The sequence below is a fragment of the Leptothoe sp. ISB3NOV94-8A genome (assembly GCF_043421595.1).
Lineage (GTDB): Bacteria > Cyanobacteriota > Cyanobacteriia > Phormidesmidales > Phormidesmidaceae > Leptothoe > Leptothoe turfae.
The window spans coordinates 112,427-127,385 of record NZ_JAXSQW010000001.1; the positions used below are offsets into that span (position 1 = coordinate 112,427).

14 protein-coding genes are annotated in these 14,959 nt (G+C 49.0%); 13 read left to right on the top strand and 1 reads right to left on the bottom strand.

The window, feature by feature from the left end:
• Positions 1-67: 67 nt before the first annotated feature.
• The 12 genes from SPB21_RS00590 to SPB21_RS00645 all read left to right on the top strand — a co-directional run bounded on the left by SPB21_RS00590 (position 68) and on the right by SPB21_RS00645 (position 11,548).
• Positions 68-1,141, top strand: a complete 1,074-nt coding sequence (locus tag SPB21_RS00590; RefSeq protein WP_163659676.1) for a WD40 repeat domain-containing protein — start codon at positions 68-70, stop codon at positions 1,139-1,141.
• Between the two features lie 75 nt (positions 1,142-1,216).
• Positions 1,217-2,176, top strand: a complete 960-nt coding sequence (locus tag SPB21_RS00595; protein WP_499865002.1) for a CobW family GTP-binding protein — start codon at positions 1,217-1,219, stop codon at positions 2,174-2,176.
• A 175-nt stretch (positions 2,177-2,351) separates the two neighbouring features.
• Positions 2,352-3,842, top strand: coding sequence for a cysteine--tRNA ligase (gene cysS, locus SPB21_RS00600; protein ID WP_499865003.1), 1,491 nt, complete (start codon positions 2,352-2,354; stop codon positions 3,840-3,842).
• Positions 3,843-4,130: 288 nt separating this feature from the next.
• Positions 4,131-5,150 (top strand): metal ABC transporter solute-binding protein, Zn/Mn family, encoded by a 1,020-nt coding sequence (locus SPB21_RS00605; RefSeq protein ID WP_499865004.1) that lies wholly within the window; start codon positions 4,131-4,133, stop codon positions 5,148-5,150.
• Positions 5,151-5,909 (top strand): metal ABC transporter ATP-binding protein, encoded by a 759-nt coding sequence (locus tag SPB21_RS00610; RefSeq protein ID WP_499865005.1) that lies wholly within the window; start codon positions 5,151-5,153, stop codon positions 5,907-5,909.
• Positions 5,902-6,732, top strand: coding sequence for a metal ABC transporter permease (locus tag SPB21_RS00615; protein ID WP_499865007.1), 831 nt, complete (start codon positions 5,902-5,904; stop codon positions 6,730-6,732). The genes SPB21_RS00610 and SPB21_RS00615 overlap by 8 nt, the downstream gene beginning before the upstream one ends.
• 1 nt (position 6,733) lies before the next feature.
• Positions 6,734-6,907 carry a CysS/YqeB C-terminal domain-containing protein gene (locus tag SPB21_RS00620; protein ID WP_499061489.1) on the top strand — a complete coding sequence of 58 codons (174 nt, stop codon included), beginning with the start codon at positions 6,734-6,736 and terminating at the stop codon, positions 6,905-6,907.
• Between the two features lie 293 nt (positions 6,908-7,200).
• Entirely contained in the window at positions 7,201-7,650 is a 450-nt protein-coding gene (locus SPB21_RS00625; protein ID WP_499865008.1) for a GNAT family N-acetyltransferase, read from the top strand.
• A 139-nt stretch (positions 7,651-7,789) separates the two neighbouring features.
• Complete coding sequence (locus SPB21_RS00630) at positions 7,790-8,419, top strand: P-loop NTPase fold protein (RefSeq protein ID WP_163698150.1); 630 nt, start codon at positions 7,790-7,792, stop codon at positions 8,417-8,419.
• 365 nt (positions 8,420-8,784) lie between these two features.
• Positions 8,785-9,066 (top strand): DUF433 domain-containing protein, encoded by a 282-nt coding sequence (locus SPB21_RS00635; protein WP_499865009.1) that lies wholly within the window; start codon positions 8,785-8,787, stop codon positions 9,064-9,066.
• A gap of 56 nt (positions 9,067-9,122) precedes the next feature.
• A complete protein-coding gene (locus SPB21_RS00640; RefSeq protein WP_163665222.1) occupies positions 9,123-9,728 on the top strand; it encodes a hypothetical protein in 606 nt (201 codons plus the stop codon).
• A 107-nt stretch (positions 9,729-9,835) separates the two neighbouring features.
• Positions 9,836-11,548, top strand: coding sequence for a protein adenylyltransferase SelO (locus tag SPB21_RS00645; protein ID WP_499865010.1), 1,713 nt, complete (start codon positions 9,836-9,838; stop codon positions 11,546-11,548).
• A gap of 272 nt (positions 11,549-11,820) precedes the next feature.
• Here SPB21_RS00645 and SPB21_RS00650 read toward each other — a convergent pair whose 3' ends face one another.
• A complete protein-coding gene (locus SPB21_RS00650) occupies positions 11,821-13,761 on the bottom strand; it encodes a heavy metal translocating P-type ATPase (protein ID WP_499868649.1) in 1,941 nt (646 codons plus the stop codon).
• Positions 13,762-13,844: 83 nt separating this feature from the next.
• Here SPB21_RS00650 and SPB21_RS00655 point away from each other — a divergent pair, with 83 nt between their 5' ends.
• On the top strand, positions 13,845-14,957 hold the full coding sequence (locus SPB21_RS00655; protein WP_499865012.1) for a precorrin-8X methylmutase: 1,113 nt from the start codon (positions 13,845-13,847) through the stop codon (positions 14,955-14,957).
• Positions 14,958-14,959: the final 2 nt, after the last annotated feature.

Below are 14,959 nucleotides of genomic sequence, written 5' to 3' on the forward strand. Positions count from 1 at the left end.
AAACTCTCCACCAACATTTTACGCTAAGTGTCCTAAACAGCCTCTCTAGCCACTAATACCCAGAAACATGCTGAAAGTAAAAAAGCATAAACAAACTGTACTGAAACCGCTGTGGGACACCCGTCTTTCCGACTATGTAACCGCCATTGCCTGGTCACCCGACGGCACTCAACTCACTGTCAGCTCTGGCGCAGGAGAAATAGCACTCTACACCCCTGCAACGGGTGAATCCACCTGCTTACAAAGCTCCCAGGGCGAATCTGTGGATGCTTTGGCCATCTCCGCCGATGGTCAATTTCTAGCCGCTGGCGGACAGGCCGGCACAGTCTGGATCTGGCAAATTGACCGTGATTCACCCACACTGTTAACAACTTTGGAACATGCCCGTACCTGGATTGATCGGCTGCAATGGCACCCGAGTTCTCCAGAACTGGCCTTTAGTTTTGGCCGTTATGTGCAGGTGTGGCATGCGGTTGAGCAAACGGTTGTCACCACCTTGAATTTTGAAGAGTCTTCAGTATTAGACCTCGCCTGGAACCCCCAGGGAACCAGGCTATCGCTGGGGGGTAACCAGAGTATTAAAACCTGGCAGTATCAGGATTGGGATGAGGACCCAGCGGTGAGAGAAGTAGGCGGGGCTAGTGTGGCAGTTGCCTGGTCGCCGGATGGTAATTACCTGGCTTCGGGCAACAATGATCGGTCGGTTTTGGTGTGGGCAAAAGATCATCCCGCTCCCTGGCGGATGCAGGGATTTCCTGGCAAGGTGCGACAGTTGGCTTGGTCGAAACCGGCGGTACGGGATGCGCCGTTGCTGGCATCAATAAGTGTTGAAGGAATCGTTGTGTGGACAAAAGCAGCTGATCCATCGGAGGGTTGGAATCCTCAGGTGTTGGATGCCCATGAGGGAATGGTGCGGGCCATTTCGTTTCAGCCCGATACCCTATTATTGGCCACTGCCGCTGAGGATGGTTGTTTGTATTTGTGGCAGAAGGCCCGTCGGATTGCTCAAAAGTTGGAGGGTGCTTCCAGCGGATTTTCGTGTCTGGCCTGGTCTGGGCAGGGCACAATGTTAGCCGCTGGTGGTAGTGGAGGCGAGCTGTTTGTATGGACTGAAACGACTAAAGGAAAAGGGTTTAAGTAGAACAACAGGTCAATCGTTTTCCAGTAGCATTCCACTTCTTCCCCTTTATACAGACACATCTATATTATGAGCGTTATGGCTCCCACTCTTGATTTTCAGAAGCTTCCCGTGACGGTCATCACTGGCTTTTTAGGTAGTGGGAAAACAACGTTACTGAATCATATTCTCCAAAACTTTGAGGATTTTAAGGTAGCAGTTCTCGTGAATGAGTTTGGGGACATTAACATCGACAGTCAGTTCTTGATTGCGGTGGAAGAGGACATGATAGAACTCACCAATGGCTGTATTTGTTGCACCATTAACGACAATCTAACGGATGCGGTCTATCGTGTATTAGAACGGAGGGATCGCATTGATTACCTGGTGCTAGAAACCACGGGCGTCGCCGATCCGTTACCTATCATGCTCACGTTTCTTGGCACAGAACTGAGAGACTTGACCCAGTTGGATGCCGTAATCACCTTAATCGATGTAGAAACCTTTGACCCAGATGATCACTATGAAAGCAACGCGGCGATGAGTCAAATTCTCTATGGTGATATTATTCTTTTGAATAAAATCGATCGAGTGCCTGAACCTCGAGTTCAGAAGTTAAAACATCACGTTCTTTCCATTAAGGATAGAGCCAGGGTATTAGAAGCAACCCATGGTCAGGTTCCACTATCGTTGATTCTAAATGTTCAACTAACAGATGCTGCTCTGGTCCAAGGGAATGCGTCGGCTGCCGATTCTTCTACCCAGCATCTTCAAAATGATGGGTTTATGTCTGTTTCATTTAAAGGCGATCGCCCCTTTGCCCTCAAAAAGTTTCAGCAATTTCTCGACTATCAGCTTCCTAATAATGTATTCCGGGCTAAAGGAATTGTCTGGTTTGCAGAGAGTGAAAAGCGCCATCTATTCCAACTCAGTGGGAGCCGATTTACGATAGATGACAGCGACTGGAAAACACCTCCGAAAACGGAAATGGTGTGGATTGGCCGTCAGTTAGATGTGATCTCGTTGATGCAAAAGCTGAATAACTGTATGACTCGATAACTGTCATCAGGGTTAATGTCGGGTTCGACAAGTTTCCGCACCCAGAGAGTAAGGGGCGGGAATGTTTTGACCGTTTATGATAAAATGAGAACGATAATCATTATCATAAAACTGGAGATCTATCCTGATTCACCCCCTGCGGCCCCATCACAATTTTTAGTTAGCAACACTCTCTATGAACCTCACCCTTCACAACACTCTGACATGTGGAAAAGAGCCATTTATCTCTATTCATCCCGGACGAGTGGTGATGTATTGCTGTGGTGTGACAGTATATGACCATTGCCACCTAGGGCATGCTCGTTCGTACATGGTTTGGGATGTGCTGCGACGCTATTTGCATTGGTGTGGGTACACAGTGCGCTATGTGCAAAATTTTACAGATATTGACGACAAGATTCTCCATCGTGCCAGTGTGGAAGGGGTAACGATGCAGGAGGTGAGCGATCGCAACATTGCCGCCTATTTTCGAGATATTCGCCGACTCAATATTCTCGATGCCGATGACTATCCCCGTGTGACGGAGCATATCCCTGCCATTCATCAATTGATCCAGGCGCTAGAACAGAAAGGATACGCCTATGCAGTCGATGGCGATGTGTACTACAGCGTGCGGCAGTTTGCGGAGTATGGCAAGCTCTCTGGACGAAATCTGGATCAACTGCAGGCGGGGGCAGGGGGACGAGTTGCCGCTGATGCTCCAGACCAGAAGAAACGTGATCCGTTTGATTTTGCCCTATGGAAATCGGCAAACCCGGGTGAACCCGCCTGGGAATCGCCCTGGGGCCTGGGACGACCAGGATGGCATATTGAATGTTCGGCCATGATCCGGGCGCGATTGGGTGAAACCATTGACATTCACGGTGGTGGTGGCGATCTGGTGTTTCCCCACCATGAAAACGAGATTGCTCAATCGGAAGCGCTGACGGGACAACCGCTTGCTCGCTACTGGCTGCACAATGGCATGGTGACGGTGAATGGTGAAAAAATGTCGAAATCCCTGGGCAATTTCACTACGATCCGTGACCTGCTGGATGGGTTGTGGGCAGAATACCCACAACCGGTAGACCCAATGGCGGTGCGACTGTTTGTGCTGCAGGGGCACTATCGGAAACCATTGGATTTTACGAAAGATGCGATCGCAGCTGCAGTCAACGGCTGGCAAACGCTAAAAGCCGGACTTCTCTTTGGCAACCACCATGGAGCCGCATTGTCATGGCCAGTTGCCAGCCTCCAGGCTTCTCCTCAGGAACCCACCTCAGAAGACCCGTGGGTTAAACGGTTTCAAACCGCCATGGACGATGATCTGAATACATCGGGTGCTCTGGCCGTACTGTTTGAGCTAGCCAAAGGGCTACAGCGAGAGGGGAATCGTCTGATGCATGAAGGGCAGACCCAATCCAGTCCAGAGATTCTCTGGCGGCAGTGGCAAACGTTGTTGCACCTGGCTCAGGTGTTGGGGTTAGAGGCCAAAGCCGACAGTGATACTGATGCGACAACGGGTAAATTGGATGAGGTTGCAATCTCTGAGCTGATCCAGCAGCGTCAAACGGCCCGACAACAGCGAGACTTTATAACAGCAGATGATATTCGCGATCAGCTAGCGGCAGTGGGAGTTACGGTGGTCGACCAACCCGATGGAGCCGTCCGTTGGCATCAGCAGTAAATCAACGATAGCGCCAACAGCCCCATTATTAGATTATCAATTCGGGTTTCCAAGACAACAGTTCAACTGCAAAGTCTTGGGCCAATCTCTGGAGCTGTTCAAGATCGTCTTGCAAGTGATGTTCCCAGGAACGGGACACCTCCCGGAATAATCGCCTTTAACACCAGCTATCATTTAGATTTCACATTTAGAATTTCCATAATTTTGACTCACTTGAGAATAATAATCATTCTCAAGTGAGCTATCATCACCTGTATTGCGTCAAGTTGTTTTTGGGGGGTAGAACCAATGAGTTATCCGAAGTCGAGTGTGTTATCCCTGCTGGTGGGGATGATTGTGCTGACGGGTTGCAACTCCCCGTCAACGGATTCTGTCAGTGAAGGGAATGAAGCCCAGACTGCAACGACTCCGGTCAGCAGTGAACCTCTGGAACTGTTGGACATTACGGTTAGTATTTTGCCCCAGGAGTACTTTGTTGAAAAAATCGGAGGCGATCGGGTTGAGGTGAACGTAATGGTGCAACCGGGGGAATCACCGGCAACCTACGAACCCAAGCCCCAACAGTTGAAGGACTTGAGTGAGGCGGAAGCTTACGTCAGTATTGGCGTTCCTTTTGAAAACGCCTGGATGGACAAGATTCAGTCTGCTAATGCCCAGATGCTGATGATTGATTCTGCCCAGGGAATTGAACGATTGGAAATGGCTGCCCATCATCATCACGACGAAGATCATGCCGAGGAAGCAGCGGACCATGACCATGAAGAAGAGCATGAGCATGAGGAAAAACATGATCACGCCGAGGGAACTCTGGATCCCCATATCTGGTTGTCACCGCAACGGGTCAAGATTCAAGCCCAAAATATCTATCAGGGATTAGTAACGATCGATCCCGACAATGAGGCAACCTATCAAGCCAATCTGACCCAGTTTTTAGGCGAAATTGATCAGTTAGATCAACAAATTAAACAAAACTTAGTCGGGGTTGAGAATCGTGAGTTTATCGTTTTTCATCCGGCCTGGGGATACTTTGCCCAGGATTATGACCTGGAACAGGTGCCTATTGAAATAGGTGGTCAGGAACCCAGTGCAGCGGAACTGGGGGAACTGATACAACAGGCAAACGCAGAAAACATTCAAGTGATTTTTGCCCAGCCAGAATTTAGTACCAAAAGTGCAGAAACGATCGCTACCGAAATTGCTGGAGAAGTCCTGTTCATTACTCCCCTGGCCCCCAACTGGTCAGATAACCTGTTGCAAGTTTCCCAAACCTTTGCCGACGTGCTGAACCAGAACAGGGGCGGAAATTAAATGACCGAGGTCATTACCCTGCATCAGGTCTGGGCAGGCTATGGGACAACTCCGGTATTAGAAGACATTAACCTGGTGGTGAAGGAACGAGATTTTATCGGTTTAATTGGCCCCAATGGCGGGGGAAAAACAACGTTGTTGAAGGTCTTGTTAGGGCTGATTTCACCCAATAGCGGAGACGTCAAAATCATGGGTCGCCCGGTGTCTCAGGGTCGAAAATACCTGGGCTATGTGCCCCAATTCCTGGAATTTGATCGGGAGTTTCCCATTCGGGTAGAGGATGTAGTTCGCATGGGACGCTCAGGTAAACGCCCTTTGCTGAGACGATATAACCGCAAAGATGAGAGTATGGTCACTCGCAGCTTGGAGCAGGTGGGAATGCTGGCATTACGCGATCGCCCCATCGGTCAGCTATCCGGTGGAGAGCGGCAGCGGGTTTACATTGCGCGGGCTCTGGCTTCTGAACCCCATATTTTACTTTTGGATGAACCCACCGCTAACGTGGATAGTAAAATCCAGAAAAGTATTTATGACTTACTGGCGGATCTCAATCAATTTCTGACCATTTTGATGATTTCCCATAACTTAAGTGCTGTGTCCACCTACGTTAAGACGGTGGGGTGCCTTAACCATCGCCTTTTTTACCACAATGACAAGTTAATTACGTCGGAAATGCTTGAACAAACCTATCAATGCCCCGTAGATCTGATTGCCCACGGTGTTCCTCACCGCGTTTTTTCTCACCACCATAATGATTGAAACCATTGGACAAGCTTTGCAATTTGACTTTATGCGTCATGCTCTCCTGGCTGGGGTACTGGTGAGCATTGCCTGCGGCATTATTGGTACTTTTGTAGTGGTCAATCGCATTGTTTTTATCAGTGGGGGCATTGCCCACGCTGCTTATGGGGGTATTGGATTAGCCTATTTCTTTGGCGTTAATCCAGTGTTAGGAGCGATCGCCTTTGCCCTGACTGCGGCCCTGGGCATGGGCTGGGTGGAGCGCAAGACCCAACAACGGGCCGATACAATTATTGGGGTAATGTGGGCCATCGGTATGGCAGTGGGCATTATTGCCATTGATTTAACCCAGGGCTACAAAGCGGATTTAATGAGCTATCTCTTTGGCAGTATCCTCACAGTTCCCCGCCAGGAGTTAATCATTATGCTCATCCTTAACCTGATGATTGGCGCGATGGTTTTTCTCTTTTATAAAGAATTGTTGGCCATTTCCTTTGATCCTGTTTTTGCCATCACCCGCAACATTCCGGTGGATGCCCTTTACCTCACGCTGGTGGCAGCGATCGCCCTGACTGTCGTGATGGTGATGCAGGTGGTGGGGTTGATTATGGTCATTGCCCTGTTAACCATTCCCGCAGCGATCGCTGGCCAATTTGTCCAGGACATTAAGCAGATGATGTTCCTGGCCAGTCTACTGGGGATGGCGTTTACGACGACAGGGCTGTGGCTCTCCTATTTTTTCAACCTCACCTCCGGCGCAACGATTATTCTTGTTGCTGGAGCCGCCTATTTGCTCAGTTTGCTCCTGAAACAGGGCATTAGAGGCCAAAGCCGACAGTGACGTGGCAACGGGTGGATTGGATGAGGGTGCGATCGCAGACTTTATCCAGCAGCGCCAAACGGCCCGACAACAGCGAGACTTTATAACAGCAGATGATATTCGCGATCAGCTAGCGGCAGCGGGGGTTACGGTGGTTGATCAGCCCGATGGAGCCGTCCGTTGGCATCGGCAGTAAATCAGCGCGATAGGAGTGATGGTTTAAGTGAATCTGGTCTCTGACTTGGTTTGGTAGCTTTCGTGGTTGTGATTCTGTAGGTATTGGACACAAAAAGAATGTGTTTATTTTGACCTGTAATTAAAAAAAATACTGATAAAACTCGGCAGCTATACTGAAACTTGTAATATATTCACCTAACTTGAGCGTACTATGTGGACAACTTGCAGCCTATCCATCTGATTTGGCGAGATATACTACGAAGAATCAGTCTAAATAAGAGTTAGAAGCCTATCTTAGTAAGGGTGTATGTTTTGGATATTAATCTAAGAAATATTACCAAAGACAATTGGGTCGATATGATCGACTTAGAAATTACAGAAAAGCAGGAGGGTTTTGTTGCGCTCCCATCGGAGGCTATTGCAGCGTCAAAGTTCTATGAATACTATGTGAATCGAGGTATCTACTTGGGAGATGAGCCTGTCGGTTTTCTTCAATATTATCCGAACTATAGAGATGGGAAATCAAACGAAATATTTATAGATCAACTATTGATCGATGTAAGTCAACAAAGAAAAGGTTATGGGACAAAAGCAATTGACTTAGCGATTCAGGAGATAAAATCATTGAACGGTATTACTTCTATTTTGATATGTTACATTGAAGGTCATGACGTAATGAAACACTTTTTTGAGCGATTTGGTTTCGAAGTGGTTAATCAAGAAGAGTTCGAAGAGACAATTATGGAGTTGAATTTTTCCTAACAAAAAGCTGCACACGGACACATGCAGCTCCGCCCGTTTTTGTTTGGGTCACTGCGCTCGATTATCACACAAAAACTTCTCCACAGCATGTGCCGGTGAGCTTGGCGTTAGGCTGCCAAGACTTAAGGGCATGGACAGGATGACTAACAAACAATCGCCAAGTTTTGTGGTTGCTATAAGTGGACCCTCTGGATCAGGAAAAACTTCTCTGGTTCAAAAAGTAACTAGTTTGCTAGAGGATGCTGTATCTTTCTATTTCGACGACTACGCTTCCGTATCGAAATACCCCTCGAACTTCTCTGAGTGGATTAGAGAGGGAGCCGATCCTAATCAATGGGAAACCCCACAACTCCTTAAAGACTTGCAGATGTTACGGCATGGGGAATCCATTTCTCTCCCCGATAACAAAGGAATGATCAAGGCGGCCAGCTTCATTGTTATTGAGGAGCCATTTGGTAGAGAACGAGCCGAGATGAATGGACTTATTGATTTTGTAGCATGTATCGACCTTCCGCTAGAAGTTGCCTTAGCACGTCGGCTGCTTCGAGATGTTGAATGGTGTCTCATTAAAAGAAATCCAGAATATCTGGCAGCCTATCTTAAAGAATATCTAACGGGGTATCTTAATGGTGCTACCCGAGAAATGTATCTTCAAGTAAACGCAAGGGTCTTGAAGAATTGCGATTTGGTTCTAAATGGAGTCAGCTCTGTGGATGAACTGGCAGATGAGATAGTCACTGCGATAAAAACAAAGTTGGGGGCAGTCTAACTGCAATCGGAGGTAGCCTAACAACCCCGTTGCACACCGATCGTATTGAGTCTTTTCGCTGAGTGCGAAAAGTTTTTGCGACGAGTGAACGGGAACATTAATTCTCTCCAAAAGTTGCTGAGGCTGTCACCAATCAGCTTCTAGGAAGTAAGCTACCTGTCAGAAAAAGTTGTTCCTTCCACACATAATTCGAGACCTTGCAGCACATCTCTAGATCGTGCTCAATCTGATCGGCTTGCGGTAGTAGCTTGTACTCATACGTCAGGTTGAGCATCTAATCTGCCCTAACAGATTGAACAGGCTCGGAAATTTCTTTTCAAGCTAAAATAGAACCGATTATATATTGATCCCTCCGGAACATCAGTATGGTACAAACGACAGAGCACTGCCATATTGTCAGAAATGACCAAATACTGAGCAATGAGCCCATTATTAAAGGTACTCGTACACCTGTTAGAGCAATTGTAGAAATGTGGCGTATTGGAGTTTCACCTGAGGAAATCCCCCAAAGACTGCCACACCTTGGTTTATCCCAGGTTTTTGATGCACTCAGCTACTACCTGGATCATCAAGCAGAAATCAACGAATACATTGAGCGAAATCGTATTCCTGATCAGCTGATTAATTCACGAGTACGGAATCTATGAGTGATATTTTTATTCACATTTATTTGGACGAAGACTTTGAATAGGTAACTCTAAAAATGTCATTTAGTGATTTCAAAACTGTTGCAGATGTGCAGAAGAAGTATGACATCAAATATGATGAACATGACTTTCTTACGGTGACGGAGATATCACCCTCTGAAGCTTTTCTAAGCGATTTTCGATTTAGCAAAGAGAATATTGATATTTTCACATCGGAGGCATCGCGTAGCGAGCTGATTATATCCCCGTTACTGCGCGAGCTGTATAAAAAACACAGTCAAGACTATTCTTTCTGGATTCAAAAGAGTATCTCCTATGATTCCACACTTTCAGGGACGCCAGATTACATCTTTTCAAAGCGCTCAAACCTCGGAAAAACAGTCCTAGAAACGCCGATTGTAGTCGTCGTAGAAGCCAAGAAAAACGACTTTGAGCATGGATGGGGACAATGTTTAGCCGAGTTAGTAGCCTCCCAGAAAATAAACGAGGATGCCACATTTACGGTCTATGGCATCGTCACCGATGGTAACCTTTGGCAGTTTGGTCGATTGGTGCTAGACACATTCACCAGAAGCACCGGTAACTACACTATTGATAATTTAGCCAGGCTATTTGGTGCCTTGGAAGCAGTAGCACAGCTGATTGAGGAAGCTAAACGGTAATAGGTCTGCATCATCGAGCATACCAACAAGTCAATTAGCCCAGAAAGCTCCACATTCAATATGCCAGCCTTTACAATTAAACATAAATCTTTCCCTCGCCAGCGACAATGTCATATCCATCTACACCCTCAGCAGAGGCTTCTGCTGAGCCCTGCGTAACCACCTTCGACGAGTTTGTGCAATTAGCAGACTATTCCCTGATGGATACCCTAAATGCCGATCCTGATGCCACGGTCGATGGGGATGATCACCGTGCCCGCCAGGTTTTTTCAGGTCATTTTGTACCTGTGGCACCCATGCCGCTTGCAGAACCCGAATATGTAGCCCACAGCAGCACCTTTTTTAAAGAACTTGGGTTGAGCGATCAGCTGGCGCTGGATGCAAAATTTCGGCAATTATTTTCTGGTGATCTCTCTGTCGCCCATGAGCCGATGCGTCATGTGGGTTGGGCGACAGGGTATGCACTGTCGATTTATGGCACCGAATATATCCAAAATTGTCCATTCGGTACGGGTAATGGTTATGGTGATGGTCGAGCAATATCTATATTTGAAGGAATCATCAATGGCCAGCGTTGGGAAATGCAATTGAAAGGGGGTGGCCCAACACCTTATTGCCGTGGTGCCGACGGGCGCGCAGTACTACGGTCAAGTGTGCGTGAGTTTCTAGCGCAAGAATACATGCACGCGTTAGGTGTGCCCACATCGCGCTCCTTGACACTGTATGTTTCTAAATCTGAGACCGTTACCCGGCCTTGGTATTCCCAAGACTCCTGCTCGCTTGAGCCTGATGTTTTGGTGGACAATCCGGTAGCCATTTCAACTCGCGTTGCACCATCTTTTTTGCGCGTTGGTCAGCTGGAGTTATTTGCTCGTCGCGATCGCAGCAATGCCCATCCAAAAGCATCAGAAGAGTTGCGCATGGTAGTGTCCCATTTAATTGAGCGAGAATACAAAAGCGACATTAATCCAAATCTTGGGTTTGCAGATCAATTAGTTGAGTTAGCTAAGCTATTTCGCCAGCGTCTGACGTCACTGGTGACCCATTGGCTACGTGTTGGTTATTGCCAGGGTAATTTTAATAGTGACAACTGCGCCGCTGGTGGCTTTACCCTCGACTATGGCCCCTTTGGGTTTTGCGAAATTTTTGACCCTTGGTTTCAACCCTGGACTGGTGGCGGCGAACACTTTGCATTCATCAATCAGCCGAACGCAGCAGAAGCGAATTATTACATGTTTTGGAAAACTGTGAGACCTTTACTGGCGGGCGATGCTGACGCGTTAGAACAGTTTGACCAAGTAGGCCGTGGCTTTGCAGAAGCCATGCAACAACAACTCCAAACAATGTGGGCGGCCAAACTTGGCTTAACTGAATTTAACCCAGAGCTGTTTCAGACATTAATGCAGCTAATGACCCACTCAGATGTGGATTACACCATTTTCTTCCGCGAGTTATCCCATATACCAGACGATGTCTCAGCGTTGAAAAAGAGCTTCTATGGTAAAACGTCACAACAATTTGATGAACAATGGCAATCTTGGCTAAAAAGCTGGCGCGACCTCATTAACGATGGCAATTTGGCTGAGATATCCACGAAGATGAAACAGATTAATCCAAAGTACACATGGCGAGAGTGGTTGATTGTTCCTGCCTATCAACAAGCCATGCAGGGTGACTACACGTTAGTTAAAGAGTTGCAAGAAGTCCTTAGCTATCCCTATGATGAGCAATCACAAGAGGTAGAAGATAAATACTATCATCTAAGACCTAGCGCGTTTTCTGACGTTGGTGGCGTGTCGCACTATAGTTGTTCATCTTGATGACGCGCGGGCTGTCGATCAGCGCATGAGCGTCATATCGTACTTGCAGAGTCGCGGATGCTCCAGCGTCTTAGGGATCTGCCAATAAATAGAATACCCGTTTGAAATTGTGTTGTAGGATTTCCTCCCCTTACGAAGGGGAGGTGCCGTAGGCGGAGGGGTTTCGACCAACAGCGCTAGTATCGAAAACCCCTCCCTGACGGTTCCCCTTACGAAGGGGAACTAATTGTCACCAAGCCTCTCAACAGGTACATTATTTTCCCGCGCATCCCTTACCTATTTATCAACAATCGCAATCCACTTAATGTGACGAGCACTGTGGAGCCTTCATGGCCTAACACCCCAAACGGCAGCGTGATATTGCCTGCAAAATTCAGGATTAACAAAATCACGACAAAACTCAGGGCAAAGACAATATTTTGCTTCACGATGCTCTGGGCGCGACGACCTAAATGAATCGCATGTTCTAACCGCTCTAGGCGATCGCCCATCAACACAATATCAGCGGTTTCCAGCGCCACATCGCTACCCGCCGCCCCCATGGCAATACCAACGGTGGCCTGGGCCAGGGCTGGGGCATCATTGATGCCATCTCCAACCATGGCAACGCTCTGATACTGCTGCTGAAGTTTACGAATCACCTCGACTTTATCTTCGGGTAACAGTTCTGCGTAAACCTGATCCACACCGACCTGCTCTGCGATGCTGCTGGCGGTGCGGGGATTGTCCCCCGTCAGCATGACCACATGCTCCATACCCAACTGTTTGAGGCGGGCCACAGCCTGGGCAGCGGCAGGTCGAACGATGTCAGCTACGGCAATCAGTCCCAACAGTTCTCCCGCCTGGGCAACCCAGACCACTGTTTTACCCTCTGATTCCCACTGCTGGCTTTGCTCCAGCCAATGGGGAGAAATGGTCTTTACCTGTGTGCGAACAAAGACCGCTTTACCGACTACGGCTCTTTGACCCTCCAGATTGGCGGTGAGGCCCTGTCCAGCCTGGGCCTGAGCGTTGGTGGCTGTTGCCCAGGTGAGGTTTTGCTGGCGGGCTGCCTGAACAATGGCGTCCCCAATGGGATGTTCCGACAGACTCTCCAGCGCGGCTGCTACCTGTAGGAGCTGGCTTGAGTCGGGCTGAGCCGCTACCATGTTCACAACCTGCAGATGGCCTGTGGTTAGAGTGCCGGTTTTATCAAATGCGATCGCACGCACACGTCCAATCTGCTCTAACTGTGCCCCGTTCTTGAACAAAATGCCTCGACGGGCTCCGTTGGCAATGCCCGATAGCAATGTGGGCATAATCGAGGCCATCAGGGCACAGGGGGAGGCCACCACCAGAAAAATCAGCGCTCGATAAATCGTTTCTTCCCAGGTCCATCCCAGCAGGAAAGGGGGTAGTATGCCTAGTAGTATTCCGGTAATAACAATCACTTTGGCGTAGCCCCGCTCAAACCGCTCGATAAATTGCTGAGAGGGGGGTGCTTCTGTCTGGGCCTGCTGCACCAGCCGGATTACCCGCTGAATTAAGCTGCTTTCCGGCGGTTGATGCAGCTTGATCCGCAGTGCCCCATGGCCATTCAGCGTACCCGCAAAGACTTCATCCCCAATGGTTTTCTCTACGGGCACAGATTCTCCCGTAATCGAAGCCTGGTTGAGGATACTCGCGCCGTCTACCACTACACCATCGGTGGGCACCAGCTCTCCCGGCTTGACCAAAATGAGATCGCCTACCTTAAGACGGGCAATGGGGACAGTGCGCTCCTGCCCGTGGTTCAGAAGTCGGGCGGTATCTGTTGTTAAGCTCATCAGCCCCTGGATACTGCGCTCGGTGTGCTGCATGGCGTAGCCTTCTAAAGCCCCACTAATGGCAAAGATCAAGATCAGGACGCCTCCATCGACGATCAGGTAGTATTCCTGCTGCCATAGCCCCAAACTGGCAGCGCCCAGCGCCGCCACGATCATCAGCAAATCAACATCCAGCTCTTTCTCTTGTAACAGAGTTGTAATACCGTCACGGGCGCTGTCGAACCCGCCAATAACGTAAGCTACCGTCAGGATCAAAAGACCTCCTCCCACCCAGCCAAAATTGAGGGACTGCCAGCCCAGCAATACCAGGATGGCGCAGGTGATCGCAGCGACGGCCTCGGGATGGTGCTTGAATACATCCTTAAATAAAGTCGAGAGACGGGGTGATGCAAGGGCTCTGGCAGCCATAATCTGATCTGTCCAATAAAAACTATCCGCCAGCATAAACCTTGACATTAGTGTCAATGTCAAGGTTACTGTAAACTCAGTGAATGAAGACAGACCATCTGACTATTAAAGAACTGACGGATGCCGTGGGGAGTGGCGTCACCCCGCGCATGGTACGGCACTACCATACCCTTGGCTTACTGCCTCAGCCCCAGCGGTCTGAAGGTAACTACCGGCTGTATACCCAGCAGGATGTGCAACGATTGCGGCGGGTAATGGCACTGAAGCAGCAGGGGTTTCAGTTGTCTCACATTCGCCAGCTTTTAGACAGCCACCCTGAAGCCACCCTGGATACTACATTGATCATCCAGCTACAGCAGCAATACCATACGGTCATACAACAGATGACCCAGCTCCGCCAAACAGCAGCAGCACTAGAAGGTCTGTTGGGGCGCGATCGCAACTGTCAGATCGCCCAGGCAGAAGCGCTATCGCAGCTGAAGCAATTGGATGTCGATGTCCAAGCCGGATTGGGACAACTGGATCAGATCTGGAGTCATTTTGATACCGAAGTCACCACACACCCGGAGCAATTTCAGGAGTCGTTGAAGCTGTTACTGCCCGATTTATCTCACTACTCTGAAATTACGGTTCACCTGTTGCATCAATTGGTGTTGGCCTGCGGCGATGTCAGTCTGGTCAGTTTTGTGCGCCTCGGTCACAAGGCTATCGCTGCTGCCCGTACTGCTCTCAAAGCAGGCTGTTCAGTTGTCGTGGATGTCCCCGCTGTTGCTGCCACCCTGGATCAGACGCGGCTAGCCCATCTAGGAAATCCCGTGACAACGCTGATTGATGACCCCCACATTGCCGGAGCCGATGATGCCGAGCAAGCATTTTGGCGGGATAATCTCTGGCAGCAACGGTTGCAGGAGGTTCCGGCAGGCTGTGTGCTAGTTGTGGGGTATGCCCCTTCGGTTTTGCTGGCTGCCTGCCAGTGGATTGACCAGGGAAAACTTCAACCCGCTCTTGTGATTGGGATGCCCATCGGCTTTGGTCATGCTCCTGCAGCCAAGCGCCAGCTGATGTCGCTACCAGTGCCTTACATCACCATTCAAGGCAGTTTGGGAGGTGGTCTTTTGGCGGCAGTTACCCTGAATGCACTAGTGGAAACCCTGATAGAAAAACCTGATTGCCACTGCTACCTCACCCGTCCTTAGAT